This is a genomic window from Escherichia sp. MOD1-EC6021 (assembly GCF_002965245.1).
Classification (GTDB): Bacteria; Pseudomonadota; Gammaproteobacteria; order Enterobacterales; family Enterobacteriaceae; genus Escherichia; species Escherichia coli_F.
The window spans coordinates 93060-113406 of the sequence record NZ_PTRU01000004.1; the positions used below are offsets into that span (position 1 = coordinate 93060).

Sequence of the window (20347 nt, forward strand, 5' to 3'; positions counted from 1 at the left end):
GATTCCGTAATCAAATGCTTAAGGTTATTGGCGAATCAACATATACAGGCGGAACAGATAGATGAGCAGTACGGCTGAAATCATGTTGCTCAAAGTGTTCGCCAGTACGGCACCAATTTCCGGGGTTAATGCGGCAAAAGAAGAGGCAAAAAGCAGCAACAGTGTTTTTGCCAGCAACCAGCTCAGTACTGCGGGTGCCACCAGACGCATATTCGCCCATGTCAGCCGCATACTGCTACGCATCGAGGCAAAAATGCCCATTTTGTCCTGTACCAACATCACCGGTGCCAGAGCCAGTAAAATGGCCATGATAATTCCCGGAACGACCACCAGCATGATGCCAATCTGTACTAAAAGGGTAGTCAGAAAAATCAGAATAAATAACTTTGGCAATATCGGCGCACTGGCACCAATAGCTCGAAGCGCACTGACTCTCTGACCCGCAGACACCAGCTGGATAATTAATATTACGCCTCCGGCGAGAATGGCGTTACCGATTAATCCTGAAAAAGTGGACGCCGCTGAAGCCTGCAGCAAAATTTGTTGCTGTTCAGGTGACATATTCTGAACCAGGTCGAACAACCCACTACTGCCGCTAACGGGCACGCCGTCATTGAGCTGAGCAAGCTGTGCATCACTGGGTGAGAAAACATGCCCTAACACCACTGTGATAAACGCACATAGCAACGATACCAACAGAATGGTCATAAATTGATTACGGAAGAAATTTCCGGTGTCACGGTATACGGACTGCGCCGTGATAGACATGCACTCTCCTTGAGTTTTATGCAGGTGTTAATTAGCGGGCAATTGTACCCTGGTTAAGCCTCGGGTGGCAGCATCAGGTCTTGTATGGAAAAGCATATCTTTGTAAAGCTGAGGTAATTGCGGGTCTAAGCTATGGGCAAACCGCAGCAAGTGGCGAGCGAGTTAATGTTTGCGTAGTGAAATATATAGGAATTGATTTAAATCACATTAACCAGGATTCACAGTGCAACTTCTAAATTAATCCAGATCAATAAAGGGTGAATTATCATATATAATGTGATCTGTGTAGGATCATTTGTTACTCCAATGTGGGTATATTCGTCACGTTTTTATAACCATAACGACGGAGCGGATATGAAAAAGTTAACAGTGGCGGCTTTGGCAGTAACAACTCTTCTTTCTGGCAGTGCCTTTGCGCATGAAGCAGGCGAGTTTTTTATGCGTGCAGGTTCTGCAACTGTACGTCCAACAGAAGGTGCTGGTGGTACATTAGGAAGTCTGGGTGGATTTAGCGTGACCAATAACACTCAACTGGGTCTGACGTTTACTTATATGGCGACCGACAATATTGGTGTGGAATTACTGGCAGCGACGCCGTTCCGCCATAAAATCGGTACCCGGGCGACCGGTGATATTGCAACCGTTCATCATCTGCCGCCAACACTGATGGCGCAGTGGTATTTTGGCGATGCCAGCAGCAAATTCCGTCCTTACGTTGGTGCAGGTATCAACTACACCACATTCTTTGATAATGGATTTAACGATCATGGCAAAGAAGCGGGGCTATCCGATCTCAGTCTGAAAGATTCCTGGGGAGCTGCCGGGCAGGTGGGGGTTGATTATCTGATTAACCGTGACTGGTTGGTGAACATGTCAGTCTGGTACATGGATATTGACACCACCGCAAATTATAAGCTGGGTGGTGCACAGCAACACGATAGCGTACGCCTCGATCCGTGGGTGTTTATGTTCTCAGCTGGATATCGTTTTTAATTCCGCACAAAAATGACCCCGTGATTACGGGGTCAAGAAGGACATGGCATAAAGGGTATTATTTCTTCGCTTCTACGCCATCAGTTTCGGAGCGAATTAAAAATTTCTCCGTTGTTTGCGGAATATGCTGAATCAGCCAGTCGGCCATTTGCTTTTCCTCATTTAAAATCGCTTCGATAATCGGAATTGAGGCTGTATCACCGGCATTTTTTGCTGCTGCTAAGAGTGAGGTATAACAGGCGATTTCAAATTGCTCGAAGACATATCCGCTAATAGAGCCTTTGACTATTTCATCAGAAGGGAATATACCACCGATTGACTGCCCAAGTGCAGCCATTTTACTCATAGAATCTTTAATGACTGAGCGTGAAATGTCATTACGATCAAGAATAGTTTCCAGTTGTACAATCTGGTTTTTGGTTTCACTAACATGTTGTTCAATACGAGCGCGTAGCTCAGGATAATTATCTATGCGGCTGGCCATGGATTCAAGCATAGATTCTGCTTGCTTTTCCATTGCGTGGGCGTCACGTAACCAGTCGTGATAATGTTCAATACGATTCATGAAAATGTCCTCTTTATAAAATGACTAAAAGTTAAAGTTCATATTTCAGGCTTTATTTTCTGCTTTCTTATTTACGTTATTAAGGGCCAGATCAGTTAGTTTCATGTCGGTGGCCTTTTCTTCTTCCAGAGTTTCTTTCAGAAGCTTCGCTGCTTTACGATAACCTAATTGCTCAGCCAGTGTCGCTAATGTCCCATAACTGGCGATCTCATAGTGCTCAACTTTCTGTGCAGCGGCAATCAGTGCGGCATCACGTACTTCGTTTTTCTCGGTACTTTCGATGACCTCATTAGCTTCTTCAATGAGACCTTCCATTGCCACACATTTCATGCGCTTAATTTTCAGATTCGGTTCAGATTCCACAACTTGATCAATACGTTCAATCTGTCCATGAGTTTCCTCGAGGTGTGCATGAAAAGCCTGACTTAATTTTTCGTTAGATGTTGCTCTGGCGAGTTTTGCTAGTGCCCGTGTTAATTGTTTTTCTGCACTGTAGGTGTCTGAAAGCAGGTGAATAAATACATCTTCAATGGACTTCATATTCATATTTTTCTCCAGTGAAATCACTGCGAGCCATACGGCCCGCAGAGGCAATTATCTTTATCAACGTCAGCTGATATTAATAATTAACGGCGGATCAGGATTTTCCTGATTTATTTCCACCGCTGTGCTGACCGCCTTTTTTACCCGCTTCGGATGCGCGTTGCGGATCATTTTTAAAATTACCGCCGCTGTGTTGACCGCCTTTACGGCCAGCGTCGGATGCCTTCTCACGATCTTCGGCGAAATTTCCTGAACCACCACGATGTTCGGCCATGTTATTTCTCCCGTTGCGTTGCATTGTTTCATTAATATGAGTGTTGTGTGTCGACACTCATTAAAATTAGTCGGTAATGAGAATTAGTCAAATTGAGCAAAGTGAGAAGGAATGTGAAAAATATATTTTGAAAAAGACTTTCGATATATTCATAAATACCCAAGAAATAAGTGGGTTAGAGAAAATTATTGATTTTAGTAGTGTTTTGTTGCGGGATTAATTTGTTTGATTATATTACTTTTGGGCGGAAAAATGACGTAAGTTGACGTACGTCAGGGGTAAGCGAAACGGTAAAAAGATAAATAATAAATGAATTTAGGATTTTTCCTGCTTCATTAAAGATAGTTAAAATGCCGCCAGCGGAACTGGCGGCTGTGGGATTAACTGCGCGTCGCTGTTTTCATCGGTTGTACAAAAGCTTTCAGTACCGCCAGCATTTTCTCTGGCTCATTAATATGTTGCTCGATGATTTTAACAATTGCCGAACCAGAAATCGCGCCCGCCGCTCCTGCATCAATCGCTGCTTTTACCTGATCCGGGGCGGAAATACCAAATCCTTGCAATGGAGGCGCCGCGTTGTACTCCTTCAGCTTCGCAACCAGATGATTGAGAGGTAACGCGGCGCGGTTTTCAGCTCCGGTCACGCCCGCACGCGACAATAAATAGGTGTAACCACGGCCATAAGACGCAATCTGGCGCAGTAAATCCTCGTCGGCATTCGGCGGGCAAATAAAGATAGGTGCGACATTATGGCGCAACGCGGCCTGGCGGAAGGGCGCAGACTCTTCCACGGGCACATCGGCAACCAGCACCGAATCGACGCCGACTTTTTCGCACTGGGCATAAAACTCATCAATGCCTTTGTTAAACACCAGGTTGGCATACATCAAAAGGCCGATCGGAATGGTCGGGTACTTCTGGCGAATGAGTGCCAGCATCTCAAAGCACTGCGCCGGGGTCACACCTGCCGCAAAGGCACGCAGTGTGGCGTTTTGAATCGTCGGGCCATCTGCCAGTGGGTCGGAGAAGGGGATACCTAACTCCAGCGCGTCAGCACCGGCTTCAATTAGCGTATCGATAATTTTCAGCGACTGCTCAATGCCCGGATCACCGAGGGTGACGAAAGGAACGAATGCGCCTTCTTTGCGCTCCTTCAGTTGGGCAAACAGAGATTCATAGCGTTCCATCAGATTTCCCCTCGTGCTTTCAAAATATCGTGAACGGTGAAGATGTCTTTATCGCCGCGACCGGAAAGGTTAACCACCAGTAGCTGCTCTTTTTCCGGGTTTTCGCGCATCATTTTCAGTGCGTGGGCCAGCGCGTGGGAGGATTCCAGCGCCGGGATAATCCCTTCGTGCAGGCACAGCGTTTTAAAGGCTTCCAGTGCTTCATCATCGGTAATCGACACGTAATTAGCACGACCTATGCTGTTGAGATACGCATGCTGTGGGCCAACGGACGGGAAATCCAGCCCGGCAGAAATCGAGTAAGACTCTTCAATCTGCCCGTCTTCGGTTTGCATCATTGGCGCTTTCATACCGAAATAGATGCCCACGCGACCATGTTTTAACGGTGCGCCGTGCTCGCCAGTTTCGATACCGTGACCACCAGGCTCCACGCCGATCAGGCCGACGTCGGTTTCGTTGATGAAATCTGCAAACATGCCGATGGCATTCGAACCGCCGCCAACACAGGCAATAACGGCATCCGGCAGACGACCTTCTCTTTCCAGAATTTGCGCTTTCGTTTCTTCGCCAATCATCCGCTGAAACTCACGCACAATGGTCGGGTAAGGATGCGGGCCAGCTGCAGTGCCCAGCATATAGTGCGCGGTTTCATAACTGCCGGACCAGTCGCGTAGCGCCTCATTACAGGCATCTTTCAGCGTCGCGGAACCGCTATGCACCGGGATCACTTCCGCACCCATTAAGCGCATACGAAAAACGTTAGGCGACTGGCGTTCAACGTCTTTGGCACCCATATAAATACGGCATTTCAGGCCGAGCAGGGCGCTGGCAAGCGCAGAAGCCACGCCATGCTGACCAGCACCGGTTTCGGCGATGATTTCGGTTTTACCCATCCGCTTCGCCAGCAAAGCCTGGCCCAGAACCTGGTTAGTTTTATGTGCGCCGCCGTGCAGCAAATCTTCACGCTTCAGATACAGCGTGGTGTTAGTGCCGGCTGTAATGTTCTGACATTTGGTCAGCGCGGTTGGGCGCCCGGCATAGTTTTTCAGCAGGTCGTTGAACTGGGCCTGAAATTCAGGATCTTTTTGCGCGCTGACAAAAGCTTCTTCCAGCTGGCGCAGAGCAGGCATCAGGATTTGTGGCACGTACATGCCGCCAAACTCACCAAAATACGGGTTAAGTAATGTTGTCATTGTTCCTTTCCTTAATATGCGCGCAGCGTCTGGAAAACCGAGGCCAAAAGACGTGCGTCTTTGATGCCCGGTTGCGACTCTACAGCAGAATTAAAATCAAGCCCGGCGCAGCCGGTTTGTGCCGCTTCCACGCAGTTATCTGCGCCTAAGCCACCCGCCAGCAGAACGTTGCCAAGCGATTGACCGTTTAACAGTGACCAGTCGAAACGTTGTCCGCTCCCGCCCTGACCGTTGTCGAATACATATTTATCGATGTGCTGAAAATCGCGCGCGGGAAGAGTTTCACCGACACTTAAAGCCTTCCAGATGGCGACGTTTGCTGGCAGAACCTCACGCAGAGTGTCGATATACAGCTGATCTTCATTACCATGCAGTTGCACTGCCGCCAGCGATAACACCTTAGCTTTGTCCACCACATCGGCAATATCGTGATTGCGGAACACGCCAACGTATTGCAACGGTGCCGCAGCCATCACTTCCTGCGCCTGTTCAACGCTGACGCAACGGGGTGACGTTGTAACAAATATCAATCCACCGTAAATCGCGCCCGCGTCATGAGCTGCTTTAGCATCTTGCCCACGCGTCAGACCACACACTTTATTCTCACCCAGCAACACCCGGCGCACGGCGGCGTTCAAATCATCATGGGCCATTAGCGCCGAACCAATCAGAAAGCCGTTAGCGAAGTGGCTTAACTCACGCACCTGGGCGTAAGTATTGATGCCGGATTCGCTGATTACCGTCACGTTGTGCCCCAGTTTCGGCGCAAGCTCGCGGGTACGGTTAAGATCAATCGACAAGTCACGCAGATCGCGGTTGTTGATGCCAACGACTTTTGCTCCCAATGCAATGGCGCGCTCCAGCTCCTCTTCATTACTGACTTCGCTCAGCACGCCCATCTCCAGACTGTGGGCTACAGCAGCGAGCTGGCGATACTGATCGTCGTCCAGCACCGACAGCATTAATAAACAGGCATCGGCCTGGTAATAGCGCGCCAGATAGATCTGGTAAGGGTCGATAATAAAGTCTTTACACAAAATCGGCTGCGGGGCGATTTGGCTGACGATGGGGAGGAAATCAAAGCTCCCCTGAAAATATTTCTCATCAGTCAGCACCGAAATTGCCGAAGCGTAATGTTTATAAATGGCGGCAATGCGTGCCGGATCGAAATCATCACGGATCACGCCTTTTGACGGCGACGCTTTTTTGCATTCCAGAATAAACGCCGTGCGTGCGCCTTGCAGTGCATCATAAAAATGTCGCGTGCTCGGCTGAACCTCATTCTGAAAACTGGCCAGCGGTTGCTGCTGTTTGCGGGCTTCTACCCAAATCGCCTTGTCTGCGACGATTTTCGCTAAAACGGTTTGCATCATTTACCCTCGTGCCGCCAGTGCGGTGACTCTGTCGTAAGCGGAACCACTGCGCAGTACCTCAAGAACGGTTTGCGCATTGGCTTGCAGATCTTCATGGCCATGCAGGCGCATTAACATGGCGACATTCGCCGCGACGGCTGCTTCATGGGCGGCGTCGCCTTTACCTTGTAACAAGCGTGTTAAAATGTCACGGTTTTCTTCCGGTGTTCCGCCTGCCAGTTGCTCCTGATGGTAGGGTGTCAGGCCAAAATCTTCAGCGGTCAACTGATAGCTCTTAATTTCGCCGTCATGCAGTTCGGCAACGATTGTCGGCGCGTGTAATGAAACTTCATCCATCCCCCCGCTGTGCACCACCGCTGCGCGTTGATACCCCAGCACGCGCAAGGTTTCGGCAATTGGCAGCACCAGTTCCGGGCTGTAGACACCAATTAGCGCCAGCGGCGGATGCGCCGGGTTAATCAGTGGCCCCAGCACGTTGAACAGGGTGCGGGTTTTCAGTTGCTGGCGAACCGGCATCGCATGGCGAAATCCGGTGTGATATTTCGGCGCAAAGAGGAAACAGACGCCTAACTCATCCAGCGCCTGGCGCGATTTATCGGCGTTCATATCAAGATTAATACCGAATGCCGCCAGCAGATCCGACGAGCCGGATTTACTGGAGACGCTGCGGTTACCGTGTTTCGCCACTTTCAGCCCACAGGCCGCGGCGACAAACGCACTGGCGGTAGAAATATTGATACTGTTGCTGCCGTCACCGCCGGTGCCGACGATATCGGCAAACAGATAATCAGGGCGTGGGAACGGCGCAGCATTTTCCAGAAGGGCAGTTGCTGCCCCGGCGATTTCGTTCGGGTGCTCGCCGCGAATTTTCATGCTGACCAATGCAGCCGCCAGTTGTTCCGGTTTCAGCTCGCCACGCACCACCGCTGAAAACAGCTGGTGGCTTTCTTGTTGGCTAAGCGTCTGCGCCTGATACAGTTTTTCCAGAATTGGTTGCAGTGTGTTGGTCGGCTCCAGCTTCTGTTGCGCCCAGGCCAGCGTTTGTTCCAGCAGGCGAGCGCCCTGGGTGGTGAGAATGGATTCCGGATGGAACTGGAATCCACAAACGCGATCCGCATCATGACGCACCGCCATCACCATGCCATTAAAATGGGCGTTGATGGTTAAACCTGCCGGAATATTACTGCCAACCAGCGAGTGATAACGCGCCACCGGCAATGGGTTTGTCAATCCGGCAAACATCGCCTGACCGTCATGTTCAATGCTCGACGCTTTACCGTGAAGAATTTCGCCCGCCTGACCGACATAGCCCCCGTAAGCTTCGACAATCGCCTGATGTCCGAGGCAAATGCCAATAATTGGCAGCTTGCCACGCAAACGGGTGAGGAGTTCCGGCATACAACCTGCTTCACTCGGCACTCCGGGGCCAGGAGAAAGCATCAGCACCGGATTGCTCATGGTCGCAAGACGTTCAATTAAGGTTTGCGCCGGAATATGGTTGCGGTAAATCACCACGTTATGCCCATTGCTGCGCAACTGATCTGCCAGGTTATAAGTAAAAGAGTCGATATTATCGAGCAGCAGAATGTCAGCCATCAGAAAGTCTCCTGTGCATGATGCGCGGTGGCGATAGCGCGCAGTACAGCGCGGGCTTTATTACGGGTTTCGTCGGCTTCCGACTGCGGAACAGAATCAAGGACTACGCCAGCACCGGCTTGCACGGTGGCGATACCGTTTTCCACCAGCGCCGAACGGATGACAATGCAGGTGTCCAGATCTCCATGTGCGGTGAAATAACCTACCGCGCCGCCGTAGCTGCCGCGTCGACGACCTTCCGCTTCGGCAATTAACTGCATGGCGCGCACTTTCGGGGCACCGCTTAACGTGCCCATATTCATACAGGCGCGGTAAGCGTGCAGGGCGTCAAGATCGTGGCGCAGCTCACCGACCACGCGGGAGACGAGATGCATCACGTAAGAGTAACGGTCAACTTTGGTGAGATCGGCTACGTAGCGGCTGCCAGGAGTGCAAATGCGTGCCAGATCATTACGGGCGAGATCCACCAGCATCAGATGTTCAGAAAGCTCTTTATGGTCGGTACGCATCTCCAGTTCAATGCGGCTGTCCAGGTCTCTGTCCAGTGAACCATCGGCGCGACGTCCTCGTGGGCGTGTTCCGGCAATCGGGTAGATCTCAATCTGGCGGCTGGAGGCGTCATACTTGAGCGAACTTTCCGGCGACGCGCCGAACAGGGTGAAATCATTATCATGCATAAAAAACATGTACGGGCTGGGATTACTCTTTTTCAGCACGTAATAGGCCGCCAGCGATGACGGGCAGGGCAGTGAGAAACGGCGAGATGGCACGACCTGGAAAATTTCTCCGGCGCGAATCGCTTTTTGCAACGAACGCACTACGCCACCGAACTCTTCATCGCTCTGATTACATTCACAATGCATATGCGGCACGGAAACTACCGGCAGCGGTGGCGCGGTTTCGGTCAGTTGCTGGCGAAGTTCGTTCAGGCGAGCAGTGAGACGTTGTTTTTCTTCTTCATTTTGACCAAACAGGCTGGCCTGAATACGGGTACTTTTTTTCTGATGATCGATAACCATCAGCGTTTCAGCGAGATAAAAACAGAAATCAGGGCAGTTATTTTCCGCTGCCAGTTGCGGTAAATCTTCAAACCCCGCCACAAGGTCATAAGAGAACAGGCCGCCAAAGAACATCGCTTCCCGTTCTTCCTTCGGTACATTCAACAGATTCTGTAATAAGCGGAAAGCGTCAAAAACCGAAAGGGAGCATAAGCGGGCGTCTTCATCCAACAGTGGACTGACCGGGGGGAAGCGCAGTACGCGGCATTGTGGCGATTGCTCATTATCGACCCCAGCGGGCAGGGCGTTATCCAGTAGTGTCAGCAGGGCTTCGCCATTGCCGGAGAGCGCCTTAATTGTGACAGTGTCACCTAATGCTGTAATGCGCAGCGCACTGTCCACCAGCAGCAGGCTTTTTAAATCATCCTTGCTGTCGATATCTGCGGATTCCAGCAGCAGCGTTGCCGGACGATCCCCACACAACTGATGAAAAAGCGCGGTCGGATTATCGCGATAAGCACCTTCGCAGGTTAACAGTTCGAGAGTCGGTTTTTGTGTTTGCATTGTTATTCTCTAATTTTGTTCAAAAAAAAGCCCGCTCATTAGGCGGGCTGGGTATCTGATTGCTTTACGCATGGTGAATACACTGCCCGTTTCAGGAAGTGCGCCACCAACCTTTCAGTACGAAAATCGCTTTCATTGTCGATACCCTTTTTACGTGAACTTGCGTACTAGTTAACTAGTTCGATGATTAATTGTCAACAGCTCATTTCAGAATATTTGCCAGAACCGTTATGATGTCGGCGCAAAAACATTATCCAAAATGGGAGTGCGCCTTGAGCGACACGAATTACGCAGTGATTTATGACCTGCACAGCCATACCACAGCTTCCGATGGCTGCCTGACGCCAGAAGCATTGGTGCACCGTGCAGTCGAGATGCGCGTCGGCACCCTGGCGATCACCGACCATGACACCACAGCGGCAATCGCGCCAGCAAGAGAAGAAATTTCACGTTCAGGACTGGCACTGAATCTTATTCCTGGCGTGGAAATATCCACCGTCTGGGAAAATCATGAAATTCATATTGTCGGGCTGAATATTGATATTACTCATCCGTTAATGTGTGAGTTTCTCGCGCAGCAGACAGAACGGCGCAATCAGCGGGCGAAGTTAATTGCCGAAAGACTTGAAAAAGCGCAAATACCTGGAGCGCTGGAAGGCGCGCAACGACTGGCGCAGGGCGGTGCGGTGACGCGCGGTCATTTTGCTCGTTTCTTGGTTGAATGTGGCAAAGCCAGTTCAATGGCGGATATCTTTAAAAAATATCTGGCGCGCGGGAAAACCGGATACGTTCCGCCACAGTGGTGTACAATAGAACAAGCTATTGATGTCATTCATCATTCTGGCGGTAAGGCGGTGCTTGCTCATCCTGGGCGGTACAATCTTAGTGCTAAATGGCTGAAAAGATTGGTTGCGCATTTTGCCGAACACCACGGCGACGCGATGGAAGTCGCGCAGTGCCAGCAATCGCCCAATGAACGCACCCAACTGGCGACGCTTGCCCGCCAGCACCATTTATGGGCATCACAAGGATCTGATTTTCATCAGCCATGCCCGTGGATCGAACTGGGTCGTAAACTCTGGCTGCCCGCAGGCGTTGAAGGCGTCTGGCAGCTATGGGAACAGCCGCAGAACACCACAGAGAGGGAATTATGAGCCAGTTTTTTTATATTCATCCTGATAACCCGCAGCAACGTCTGATCAACCAGGCGGTGGAGATCGTGCGTAAAGGCGGGGTGATTGTTTATCCAACTGATTCCGGCTATGCGCTCGGCTGTAAAATTGAAGATAAAAACGCCATGGAGCGTATTTGTCGTATTCGCCAGCTGCCGGACGGTCACAACTTTACCCTGATGTGTCGCGATCTTTCTGAACTCTCGACCTATTCATTTGTCGATAACGTTGCGTTTCGTTTGATGAAAAACAATACGCCGGGTAACTACACTTTCATCCTGAAGGGGACGAAGGAAGTGCCACGCCGTCTGTTGCAGGAAAAACGCAAAACCATCGGTATGCGTGTGCCTTCTAACCCAATTGCGCAGGCGTTGCTTGAAGCATTGGGCGAACCGATGCTTTCCACTTCGCTAATGCTGCCAGGCAGTGAATTTACCGAATCCGATCCGGAAGAAATTAAAGACCGTCTGGAAAAACAGGTGGATTTGATTATTCACGGCGGCTATCTCGGGCAGAAACCGACAACGGTTATTGATCTCACCGATGATACGCCAGTCGTATTGCGTGAAGGCGTAGGTGATGTGAAGCCTTTTTTATAAGTGCTTAACTCTGTATACTACGCGGCCTTAAAATGGCGCTCTACTGCGCCATTGATTCTCCTGTTCGACGCCTGGGAAGGCGACACCAAAAGGAAGCTCTATGAGCGAAAAGCTACAGAAAGTGCTGGCGCGTGCCGGCCACGGTTCTCGCCGTGAAATCGAATCTATTATTGAAGCCGGTCGTGTGAGTGTTGATGGCAAAATTGCTAAACTCGGCGATCGTGTTGAAATTACCCCTGGATTGAAAATCCGTATCGATGGTCACCTGATTTCGGTACGTGAGTCCGCTGAACAAATTTGTCGCGTTCTGGCCTATTACAAACCGGAAGGTGAGTTGTGTACCCGTAACGATCCGGAAGGGCGTCCAACGGTATTTGACCGTCTGCCAAAGCTGCGTGGCGCACGCTGGATTGCCGTAGGTCGTCTGGACGTTAACACCTGTGGTCTGCTGCTGTTCACCACCGATGGTGAACTGGCAAACCGTTTAATGCATCCAAGCCGTGAAGTTGAACGTGAATATGCCGTGCGTGTATTTGGTCAGGTTGACGACGCGAAACTGCGTGATTTGAGTCGTGGCGTGCAGCTGGAAGATGGTCCGGCAGCCTTTAAAACCATTAAGTTCAGCGGCGGCGAAGGGATCAACCAGTGGTACAACGTTACTCTGACCGAAGGCCGTAACCGTGAAGTTCGTCGTCTTTGGGAAGCTGTTGGTGTGCAGGTGAGCCGTCTGATCCGCGTGCGTTACGGTGATATCCCACTGCCGAAAGGTCTGCCACGCGGTGGCTGGACTGAGCTGGATCTTGCCCAGACTAACTATCTGCGTGAGCTGGTGGAACTACCGCCAGAAACCAGCTCTAAAGTTGCTGTAGAAAAAGACCGTCGTCGTATGAAGGCGAATCAAATTCGTCGTGCGGTGAAACGTCACAGCCAGGTCAGCGGCGGTCGTCGTTCTGGTGGACGTAATAATAACGGTTAATTTAAGTTAAGTATTAAATAAAGGCCCTGCGGGGCCTTTTCTTCATTTGAAGCATGATAAATAGTCGCAGTATTTTAATTTAATTTCATACTTGCTTATGAATAATGCCAGGGAATAGCCACATTACTATTTAATTATCTGAGATAAACTCAACGTCAAGAGGTGGGTTATGATTAGATATAGTGGATTATTTCTATCGCTGTTAATGCTTTCAGGTTGTGCAACTGAAGCATTGAAAAATGAACAAGCTGAAACTGTTATTACTGCGGGTAACAAGGCGGTTGCGGCGAATGCAAGTTTCTTTAAACAATACTATGCTTCTCGTGAAAACTTTCTTGTTAATTTTTATGCGACTAATCCGGATTGTGCATTGCGACCTGATTATACCATTGATGTTGCGAACGATGGTCAGGGTGGAAAATTATGCAGGCCCCCTGAAGAAAAAACAGATAAAGTACAATTAGTCCCATTCGAAAAAGAGAAACTACTGGCTTCAATGGAAGTCATTAATAGCATGAGTGCTTATGTAGAGCTCTTGACTGAAGACATAAAAACTACAGAAAGTCAGCAAGTGACATTACTTAAACAGGCTCTGGATCACGCAAACAACGCGCAAACACTACTTGATGTTTCACATAGCAAAGATTTAGCTGAATCGGCAGCGGCGGTTAAAGATTTAGTAAGTTATTTCAATGAGTTACATATAATAAAGGTCAATGCTGGGAAAATAGGTAAAACGGCGGATAAAAATTGGGTAAGACTTATAAAAAACATGACTGTTTTGCGTAATGATATTTATACAAAAGGCGATAAGATTGAAAATTATACCTTTGCGAATGTACATAATAATATGCTTTATTATAATGCGGTATCTAAAAACTCTAAGAATACAGAGTTTAACACTCTGAAAAACAGGAAGGAGTTTCTAAGTTCAGTAATCAATGTGAATGAAACCAGACTACAGGCATCGGCTGCTGCAATGCCCGCGATTGAAGCTTTAAATGCCTTTATAGATAAGGGTGATTATCTAAAAGGTTTATACACTAATAAAACACGCACGGCAGCTGAACAAAAAAGATTAAATGAAATATTACGCGCACAGGTCATTAGTGGGTTAAAGGCGTCTGAGGGGCTGGCGAAATTGCTTATTGCCAGCGGAATAATGTTATAGGAGGGCTTTTTATGAACGATGTACAAAACCGTAGAATACTGGCATTACTTGATATGCTGTATAATACTCTGGGCAACAAAACCACATGCAAGGTTTGTCATAAATATTTTATCCTTATCCTCACGGTGATGAACAATCTGACGATTAACTACGGTACTGAAACTTCGCCAGAGTTAAGCGGAATCAGTTATGAAGATGCCAATGCGTTAATTACTGAACTGATATTATTTATTGAAGATGTTGACGCTGAGAATCATGAAGCATATCCGGGACATTTGAATGAGATTAAACGGATTCTGAGTTTTGCTATTGCCGCTTGAATATAATCATGATTAAAGCACCTCAAGAGGCGATCTTTTGAGGTGCTTTCCCTTAATAATCAATCCCGATTTGCGCCTTAACACCAGCATCAAACGCATGTTTGACGGGGCGTAATTCACTTACCGTATCCGCCAGTTCAAGAATATCCCGATGACAACCACGACCCGTGATAATCACCGTCTGTTGATGTGGACGTTCATTTAACGCCTGCACCACTTCATCCAGTGGTAAATAGTCATACGCCACCATATACGTCAGCTCATCGAGCAAAACCATATCCAGTGAAGGATCGGCCAGCATTCGTTTGGCATGTTGCCAGACTTCACGGCAGGCCGCGGTATCAGATTCGCGGTTTTGCGTATCCCAGGTAAAGCCCGTTGCCATCACCTGAAATTCAACGCCGTGTGGTTCCAGCAGATTTCGTTCGCCATTAGGCCAGGTGCCTTTAATAAACTGCACGACGCCCACTTTTTTTCCGTGACCAACTGCGCGTGTTGCCGTACCAAATGCTGCGGTGGTTTTGCCTTTTCCATTGCCGGTAAAGACGATGATAATACCGCGTTCATCCTGGGCCTGGGCCACACGGGCATCCACTTTATCTTTTACACGCTGCTGACGCTGTTGGTAGCGTTCATCACTCATTGGGATATTCCTGGTTTACGGCCCGGTTGGGCGTCAAAGGTCATGCCGGTTTTACGGCGGCTGTCATCGCCCATCAGCCAGAGGTAGAGCGGCATGATATCAGCGGGTGTTTTAAGTTTCTGTGGATCTTCGGTCGGGAAGGCGCTTGCGCGCATTGCGGTGCGCGTACCACCTGGGTTAATGCAGTTGACGCGCAGGCGCTGCTGATATTCATCGGCCAGTACCTGCATCATCCCTTCGGTGGCAAATTTCGACGCTGCATAAGCGCCCCAGTTTGCACGCCCCTGACGTCCAACGCTTGATGAAGTAAAGACCAGTGAACCGGCGTCCGATTTGAGTAATAAAGGAAGCAGTGCCTGGGTGAGCATAAAGGTGGCATTAACGTTGACCTGCATGACGTCCTGCCAGACCTGCGGGTTTTGCTCGCTCATTGGGCAAACATCGCCGAGCAATCCGGCATTATGCAAAACACCATCCAGACGCGGATAATTAACGGCAATGCGCTGTGCCAGTTGTTGGCAATCTTCGGACGTGCAGGTCAGCAAATCGAGAATAAACCACTGTGGCTGACGCCCAGTTTCTTCGTTTATGTGGCTGGCTACCTGACGTAATTTTTCTTCATTACGGCCCAACAGAATCACTGTCGCACCATAGCGTGCATACGTCATCGCGGCTTCACGACCAATACCATTGCTGGCTCCCGTCACCAGGATAATGCGATCATTGAGTAAATCTTGTTTTGGCTGGTAATGCATGGCTACTCCTCAACGACGTTGTCTGTCGCGCTGCCAGTGTACTTTAAGACTTTGGGGCTTTATGCCTGAAACAGAAGGGCATTTCAATCAGCCTGGGGCGATAACACCGCAAAATGGATACTTTGTCATACTTTCGCTGCAATAACATCTCTGCGAGACGGCTTAACATGCCTGTTGTAAACTGTGAGCCAAAGCGTTGTTTAACCAAGGTGGGGACTCGTGGAATTGTTGTCTGAATATGGTTTGTTTTTGGCGAAAATCGTTACCGTTGTGCTAGCGATTGCGGCGATTGCCGCCATTATTGTCAATGTTGCTCAACGTAATAAACGCCAGCGTGGCGAGTTACGGGTCAACAATCTCAGCGAACAGTATAAGGAGATGAAAGAAGAACTGGCCGCGGCGCTGATGGACTCACATCAGCAAAAACAGTGGCACAAAGCGCAGAAGAAAAAGCACAAGCAAGAAGCGAAAGCCGCAAAAGCGAAAGCCAAACTGGGCGAGGTGGCAACTGACAGTAAACCTCGCGTCTGGGTGCTGGATTTTAAAGGCAGCATGGACGCCCATGAAGTGAACTCGCTACGTGAAGAGATAACGGCGGTACTCGCAGCATTTAAACCGCAGGATCAGGTTGTGCTACGTCTGGAAAGCCCTGGTGGCATGGTGCATGGTTACGGGCTGGCGGCTTCGCAGCTGCAGCGTCTGCGTGATAAAAACATTCCTTTAACTGTTACGGTAGACAAAGTTGCTGCCAGCGGCGGTTACATGATGGCCTGTGTGGCGGACAAAATTGTTTCCGCACCGTTTGCTATTGTGGGTTCCATTGGGGTGGTGGCGCAAATGCCCAACTTTAACCGCTTCCTGAAAAGCAAAGATATTGATATCGAACTGCACACCGCCGGGCAGTATAAGCGCACGCTGACCTTGCTGGGTGAAAACACCGAAGAAGGGCGGGAGAAATTCCGCGAAGAGCTGAACGAAACGCATCAGTTATTTAAAGATTTTGTGAAGCGTATGCGTCCGTCTCTGGATATTGAACAGGTGGCAACGGGTGAACACTGGTACGGACAACAGGCGGTAGAGAAAGGCCTGGTTGATGAAATCAACACCAGTGATGAAGTTATTCTTAGCCTGATGGAAGGCCGTGAAGTGGTCAATGTACGCTATATGCAGCGTAAAAGACTCATTGACCGATTCACCGGCAGCGCGGCAGAGAGCGCCGATCGATTGTTGCTACGCTGGTGGCAGCGGGGGCAAAAGCCATTGATGTAAAAGACAAACGCGAGGGTAAGACCTCGCGTTTTGCTTTAATCAACCAGGTGATATTTTTCTGAAAGCACATGGGCCAGGTGTTTGAACATATTAAACACCGCGGTGCTTTTGGCTGTTGGCAATCCTTGTTCATCTAAAAAGTAGTCGCCGGTAAAGACCAGCACGCCATTACGCTGCGAGACGCCGGTGGCTTCAATCCCTGCGAGCGTATCCTCATGCTCACGAATGATTTTATTGGCCTCTTTCAACAGCGTTTCGCGGTCGATGGGTTGTGTCTCTTTGTTCATTATTTACTCCTTAAATAAGGACATTAGTCTACGCCAGGCATGGCTTGCAGACAAATATACCACGCTGGTGGCAAGAGCGCCTTACTGGCAACTTTGGATTTTGCATGCTAATAAAGTTGCGTATCGGATTTTATCAGGTACAGTGTGACGCTTTCGTCAATCTGGCAATAGATTTGCTTGACATTCGACCAAAATTCCGTCGTGCTATAGCGCCTGTAGGCCAAGACCTGTTAACTCAGTCACCTGAATTTTCGTGAACAGAGTCACGACAAGGGGTTGATATCCGCAGAGAACGAGTCCATATCGGTAACTCGTTGCCAGTGGAAGGTTTATCAACGTGCGACGCATTCCTGGAAGAATCAAATTAGGTAAGGTGAATATGGGTAAAGCTCTTGTCATCGTTGAGTCCCCGGCAAAAGCCAAAACGATCAACAAGTATCTGGGTAGTGACTACGTGGTGAAATCTAGCGTCGGTCACATCCGCGATTTGCCGACCAGTGGCTCAGCTGCCAAAAAGAGTGCCGACTCTACCTCCACCAAGACGGCTAAAAAGCCTAAAAAGGATGAACGTGGCGCTCTCGTCAACCGTATGGGGGTTGACCCGTGGCACAATTGGGAGGCGCACTATGAAGTGCTGCCTGGTAAAGAGAAGGTCGTCTCTGAACTGAAACAACTGGCTGAAAAAGCAGACCACATCTATCTCGCAACCGACCTTGACCGCGAAGGGGAAGCCATTGCATGGCACCTGCGGGAAGTGATTGGTGGTGATGATGCGCGCTATAGCCGAGTGGTGTTTAACGAAATTACTAAAAACGCGATCCGCCAGGCATTTAACAAACCAGGTGAGCTGAATATTGATCGTGTTAATGCCCAGCAGGCGCGTCGCTTTATGGACCGCGTGGTGGGATATATGGTTTCGCCGCTGCTGTGGAAAAAGATCGCTCGTGGTCTGTCTGCAGGTCGTGTGCAGTCGGTGGCGGTCCGCCTGGTGGTCGAGCGTGAGCGTGAAATTAAAGCGTTCGTACCGGAAGAGTTCTGGGAAGTCGATGCCAGCACGACCACGCCATCTGGTGATGCGTTGGCGTTGCAGGTGACTCATCAGAACGACAAACCGTTCCGCCCGGTCAACAAAGAACAAACTCAGGCTGCGGTAAGTCTGCTGGAAAAAGCGCGCTACAGCGTGCTGGAACGTGAAGACAAACCGACAACCAGTAAACCTGGCGCTCCTTTTATTACCTCTACGCTGCAACAAGCTGCCAGCACCCGTCTTGGTTTTGGCGTGAAAAAAACCATGATGATGGCGCAGCGTTTGTATGAAGCAGGCTATATCACTTACATGCGTACCGACTCCACCAACCTGAGTCAGGACGCAGTAAATATGGTTCGCGGTTATATCAGCGATAATTTTGGTAAGAAATATCTGCCGGAAAGTCCGAATCAGTACGCCAGCAAAGAAAACTCACAGGAAGCGCACGAAGCGATTCGTCCTTCTGACGTCAATGTGATGGCGGAATCGCTGAAGGATATGGAAGCAGATGCGCAGAAACTGTACCAGTTAATCTGGCGTCAGTTCGTTGCCTGCCAGATGACCCCAGCGAAATATGACTCCACGACGCTGACCGTTGGTGCGGGCGATTTCCGCCTGAAAGCACGCGGTCGTATTTTGCGCTTTGATGGCTGGACGAAAGTGATGCCTGCGCTGCGTAAAGGCGATGAAGATCGTATCTTACCGGCAGTCGATAAAGGCGATGCTCTGACGCTCGTTGAACTGACACCAGCCCAGCACTTTACCAAGCCGCCAGCCCGTTTCAGTGAAGCATCGCTGGTCAAAGAGCTGGAAAAACGCGGTATCGGTCGTCCTTCTACCTATGCGTCGATCATTTCGACCATTCAGGATCGTGGCTATGTGCGAGTAGAAAATCGTCGTTTCTATGCGGAAAAAATGGGCGAAATCGTCACCGATCGCCTGGAAGAGAATTTCCGCGAGTTAATGAACTACGACTTCACCGCGCAGATGGAAAACAGCCTCGACCAGGTGGCAAATCACGAAGCAGAGTGGAAAGCTGTACTGGATCACTTCTTCTCGGATTTCACCCAGCAGTTAGATAAAGCTGAAAAAGATCCCGAAGAGGGTGGTATGCGCCCGAACCAGATGGTTCTGACCAGCATTGACTGCCCGACCTGTGGTCGCAAAATGGGGATTCGCACAGCGAGCACCGGGGTATTCCTTGGCTGTTCCGGCTACGCTCTGCCACCGAAAGAGCGTTGCAAAACCACCATCAACCTGGTGCCGGAAAACGAAGTGCTGAACGTGCTGGAAGGTGAAGACGCTGAAACCAACGCGCTGCGCGCAAAACGTCGTTGCCCGAAATGCGGCACGGCGATGGACAGCTATCTCATCGATCCGAAACGTAAGTTGCATGTCTGTGGTAATAACCCAACCTGCGACGGTTACGAGATCGAAGAGGGCGAATTCCGCATTAAAGGTTATGACGGCCCGATCGTTGAGTGTGAAAAATGTGGATCTGAAATGCACCTGAAAATGGGGCGTTTCGGTAAATACATGGCCTGCACTAACGAAGAGTGTAAAAACACACGTAAGATTTTACGTAACGGCGAAGTGGCACCACCGAAGGAAGATCCGGTGCCATTACCGGAGCTGCCGTGCGAAAAATCAGATGCTTATTTCGTGCTGCGTGACGGTGCTGCCGGTGTGTTCCTGGCGGCCAATACCTTCCCGAAATCGCGTGAAACACGTGCGCCACTGGTGGAAGAGCTTTATCGCTTCCGCGACCGTCTGCCGGAAAAACTGCGTTATCTGGCCGATGCGCCACAGCAGGATCCGGAAGGTAATAAGACCATGGTTCGCTTTAGCCGTAAAACCAAACAGCAATATGTCTCTTCGGAAAAAGACGGAAAGGCGACTGGCTGGTCAGCATTTTATGTTGATGGCAAATGGGTTGAAGGGAAAAAATAACCTTTAATTCTGTCAGGTTATTATAAACAAAGGGTCGCGAAAGCGGCCCTTTTTTATTGCATATTATTTTTTCTTCACACCTATACACTAAGGCTATAAATGATATAGTGGTTATAGTTAGCAC

At 49.6% G+C, this 20347-nt stretch carries 21 protein-coding genes, 1 pseudogene and 1 other annotated feature; of the genes and pseudogenes, 8 read left to right on the forward strand and 14 right to left on the reverse strand.

What is annotated here, in order from left to right; translation table 11 throughout:
• Positions 1-24: 24 nt before the first annotated feature.
• Together BEB54_RS06675 and BEB54_RS06680 are read right to left on the reverse strand one after the other, a co-directional pair.
• Positions 25-768 (reverse strand): YciC family protein, encoded by a 744-nt coding sequence (locus BEB54_RS06675; protein WP_000028542.1) that lies wholly within the window; start codon positions 766-768, stop codon positions 25-27.
• A gap of 27 nt (positions 769-795) precedes the next feature.
• A pseudogene (locus tag BEB54_RS06680) lies at positions 796-885 on the reverse strand (YkgJ family cysteine cluster protein); the annotation flags it as partial.
• Positions 886-1122: 237 nt separating this feature from the next.
• On the opposite strand from BEB54_RS06680, the gene ompW reads away from it, so the two are divergent.
• Entirely contained in the window at positions 1123-1761 is a 639-nt protein-coding gene (gene ompW, locus BEB54_RS06685) for an outer membrane protein OmpW (protein WP_000737226.1), read from the forward strand.
• 58 nt (positions 1762-1819) lie between these two features.
• Here the strand turns inward: ompW and BEB54_RS06690 are convergent, their stop codons facing one another.
• The 9 genes from BEB54_RS06690 to trpL form a co-directional block, all read right to left on the reverse strand.
• Positions 1820-2326: a ferritin-like domain-containing protein gene (locus BEB54_RS06690; protein ID WP_001079516.1), complete on the reverse strand. Its 507-nt coding sequence runs from the start codon at positions 2324-2326 to the stop codon at positions 1820-1822.
• 45 nt (positions 2327-2371) lie between these two features.
• Positions 2372-2872, reverse strand: coding sequence for a YciE/YciF ferroxidase family protein (locus BEB54_RS06695; protein ID WP_001056440.1), 501 nt, complete (start codon positions 2870-2872; stop codon positions 2372-2374).
• 91 nt (positions 2873-2963) lie between these two features.
• Complete coding sequence (locus BEB54_RS06700; protein WP_000807647.1) at positions 2964-3143, reverse strand: general stress protein; 180 nt, start codon at positions 3141-3143, stop codon at positions 2964-2966.
• A gap of 380 nt (positions 3144-3523) precedes the next feature.
• Positions 3524-4330, reverse strand: coding sequence for a tryptophan synthase subunit alpha (gene trpA, locus BEB54_RS06705; RefSeq protein ID WP_103253883.1), 807 nt, complete (start codon positions 4328-4330; stop codon positions 3524-3526).
• Entirely contained in the window at positions 4330-5523 is a 1194-nt protein-coding gene (gene trpB, locus BEB54_RS06710) for a tryptophan synthase subunit beta (RefSeq protein ID WP_000209510.1), read from the reverse strand. Before trpB ends, trpA begins: the two co-directional genes overlap by 1 nt.
• Positions 5524-5534: 11 nt before the next feature.
• Positions 5535-6896, reverse strand: a complete 1362-nt coding sequence (trpCF, locus tag BEB54_RS06715) for a bifunctional indole-3-glycerol-phosphate synthase TrpC/phosphoribosylanthranilate isomerase TrpF (protein ID WP_170881843.1) — start codon at positions 6894-6896, stop codon at positions 5535-5537.
• A complete protein-coding gene (gene trpD, locus BEB54_RS06720) occupies positions 6897-8492 on the reverse strand; it encodes a bifunctional anthranilate synthase glutamate amidotransferase component TrpG/anthranilate phosphoribosyltransferase TrpD (RefSeq protein ID WP_000763524.1) in 1596 nt (531 codons plus the stop codon).
• Complete coding sequence (gene trpE / locus BEB54_RS06725; RefSeq protein WP_105277386.1) at positions 8492-10054, reverse strand: anthranilate synthase component I; 1563 nt, start codon at positions 10052-10054, stop codon at positions 8492-8494. The genes trpD and trpE overlap by 1 nt, the downstream gene beginning before the upstream one ends.
• 21 nt (positions 10055-10075) lie before the next feature.
• Positions 10076-10169 (reverse strand) — a sequence feature (Trp leader region).
• The gene (gene trpL, locus BEB54_RS06730; RefSeq protein ID WP_001700591.1) at positions 10146-10190 is read right to left on the reverse strand and encodes a trp operon leader peptide; all 45 of its coding nucleotides are present in this window, start codon (positions 10188-10190) and stop codon (positions 10146-10148) included. (Overlaps the previous feature by 24 nt.)
• 136 nt (positions 10191-10326) lie before the next feature.
• On the opposite strand from trpL, the gene rnm reads away from it, so the two are divergent.
• The 5 genes from rnm (at position 10327) to BEB54_RS06755 (ending at position 14292) form a co-directional block, all read left to right on the forward strand.
• Complete coding sequence (rnm, locus tag BEB54_RS06735) at positions 10327-11208, forward strand: RNase RNM (protein ID WP_032184177.1); 882 nt, start codon at positions 10327-10329, stop codon at positions 11206-11208.
• A complete protein-coding gene (locus BEB54_RS06740) occupies positions 11205-11825 on the forward strand; it encodes an L-threonylcarbamoyladenylate synthase (RefSeq protein WP_001353240.1) in 621 nt (206 codons plus the stop codon). The genes rnm and BEB54_RS06740 overlap by 4 nt, the downstream gene beginning before the upstream one ends.
• Positions 11826-11925: 100 nt before the next feature.
• Positions 11926-12801, forward strand: a complete 876-nt coding sequence (gene rluB, locus BEB54_RS06745) for a 23S rRNA pseudouridine(2605) synthase RluB (protein WP_001291206.1) — start codon at positions 11926-11928, stop codon at positions 12799-12801.
• 169 nt (positions 12802-12970) lie between these two features.
• Positions 12971-13972 carry a hypothetical protein gene (locus BEB54_RS06750; protein ID WP_105277387.1) on the forward strand — a complete coding sequence of 334 codons (1002 nt, stop codon included), beginning with the start codon at positions 12971-12973 and terminating at the stop codon, positions 13970-13972.
• 11 nt (positions 13973-13983) lie between these two features.
• A complete protein-coding gene (locus tag BEB54_RS06755) occupies positions 13984-14292 on the forward strand; it encodes a hypothetical protein (protein ID WP_001000709.1) in 309 nt (102 codons plus the stop codon).
• Between the two features lie 52 nt (positions 14293-14344).
• On the opposite strand, the gene cobO is transcribed toward BEB54_RS06755, so the two are convergent.
• Both cobO and BEB54_RS06765 read right to left on the reverse strand, forming a co-directional pair.
• The gene (gene cobO / locus BEB54_RS06760; protein WP_001278876.1) at positions 14345-14935 is read right to left on the reverse strand and encodes a cob(I)yrinic acid a,c-diamide adenosyltransferase; all 591 of its coding nucleotides are present in this window, start codon (positions 14933-14935) and stop codon (positions 14345-14347) included.
• Positions 14932-15690, reverse strand: a complete 759-nt coding sequence (locus BEB54_RS06765) for a YciK family oxidoreductase (protein ID WP_000559303.1) — start codon at positions 15688-15690, stop codon at positions 14932-14934. The genes cobO and BEB54_RS06765 overlap by 4 nt, the downstream gene beginning before the upstream one ends.
• Positions 15691-15909: 219 nt before the next feature.
• On the opposite strand from BEB54_RS06765, the gene sohB reads away from it, so the two are divergent.
• Positions 15910-16959, forward strand: a complete 1050-nt coding sequence (gene sohB / locus BEB54_RS06770) for a protease SohB (protein ID WP_000422045.1) — start codon at positions 15910-15912, stop codon at positions 16957-16959.
• Between the two features lie 35 nt (positions 16960-16994).
• On the opposite strand, the gene BEB54_RS06775 is transcribed toward sohB, so the two are convergent.
• Positions 16995-17246 carry a YciN family protein gene (locus tag BEB54_RS06775; protein WP_001031527.1) on the reverse strand — a complete coding sequence of 84 codons (252 nt, stop codon included), beginning with the start codon at positions 17244-17246 and terminating at the stop codon, positions 16995-16997.
• 379 nt (positions 17247-17625) lie between these two features.
• Here BEB54_RS06775 and topA point away from each other — a divergent pair, with 379 nt between their 5' ends.
• Positions 17626-20223, forward strand: coding sequence for a type I DNA topoisomerase (gene topA / locus BEB54_RS06785; RefSeq protein WP_001309471.1), 2598 nt, complete (start codon positions 17626-17628; stop codon positions 20221-20223).
• The last annotated feature ends 124 nt before the right edge of the window (positions 20224-20347 follow it).

Excerpts from the sequence above, each read along its gene's own strand:
- BEB54_RS06675 (WP_000028542.1), bottom strand. The coding sequence starts at position 768 with ATGTCTATCACGGCGCAGTCCGTATACCGTGACACCGGAAATTTCTTC.
- ompW (WP_000737226.1), top strand. The coding sequence starts at position 1,123 with ATGAAAAAGTTAACAGTGGCGGCTTTGGCAGTAACAACTCTTCTTTCT.
- BEB54_RS06690 (WP_001079516.1), bottom strand. The coding sequence starts at position 2,326 with ATGAATCGTATTGAACATTATCACGACTGGTTACGTGACGCCCACGCA.
- BEB54_RS06695 (WP_001056440.1), bottom strand. The coding sequence starts at position 2,872 with ATGAATATGAAGTCCATTGAAGATGTATTTATTCACCTGCTTTCAGAC.
- BEB54_RS06700 (WP_000807647.1), bottom strand. The coding sequence starts at position 3,143 with ATGGCCGAACATCGTGGTGGTTCAGGAAATTTCGCCGAAGATCGTGAG.
- trpA (WP_103253883.1), bottom strand. The coding sequence starts at position 4,330 with ATGGAACGCTATGAATCTCTGTTTGCCCAACTGAAGGAGCGCAAAGAA.
- trpB (WP_000209510.1), bottom strand. The coding sequence starts at position 5,523 with ATGACAACATTACTTAACCCGTATTTTGGTGAGTTTGGCGGCATGTAC.
- trpCF (WP_170881843.1), bottom strand. The coding sequence starts at position 6,896 with ATGATGCAAACCGTTTTAGCGAAAATCGTCGCAGACAAGGCGATTTGG.
- trpD (WP_000763524.1), bottom strand. The coding sequence starts at position 8,492 with ATGGCTGACATTCTGCTGCTCGATAATATCGACTCTTTTACTTATAAC.
- trpE (WP_105277386.1), bottom strand. The coding sequence starts at position 10,054 with ATGCAAACACAAAAACCGACTCTCGAACTGTTAACCTGCGAAGGTGCT.
- BEB54_RS06740 (WP_001353240.1), top strand. The coding sequence starts at position 11,205 with ATGAGCCAGTTTTTTTATATTCATCCTGATAACCCGCAGCAACGTCTG.
- rluB (WP_001291206.1), top strand. The coding sequence starts at position 11,926 with ATGAGCGAAAAGCTACAGAAAGTGCTGGCGCGTGCCGGCCACGGTTCT.
- BEB54_RS06750 (WP_105277387.1), top strand. The coding sequence starts at position 12,971 with ATGATTAGATATAGTGGATTATTTCTATCGCTGTTAATGCTTTCAGGT.
- BEB54_RS06755 (WP_001000709.1), top strand. The coding sequence starts at position 13,984 with ATGAACGATGTACAAAACCGTAGAATACTGGCATTACTTGATATGCTG.
- cobO (WP_001278876.1), bottom strand. The coding sequence starts at position 14,935 with ATGAGTGATGAACGCTACCAACAGCGTCAGCAGCGTGTAAAAGATAAA.
- BEB54_RS06765 (WP_000559303.1), bottom strand. The coding sequence starts at position 15,690 with ATGCATTACCAGCCAAAACAAGATTTACTCAATGATCGCATTATCCTG.
- BEB54_RS06775 (WP_001031527.1), bottom strand. The coding sequence starts at position 17,246 with ATGAACAAAGAGACACAACCCATCGACCGCGAAACGCTGTTGAAAGAG.
- topA (WP_001309471.1), top strand. The coding sequence starts at position 17,626 with ATGGGTAAAGCTCTTGTCATCGTTGAGTCCCCGGCAAAAGCCAAAACG.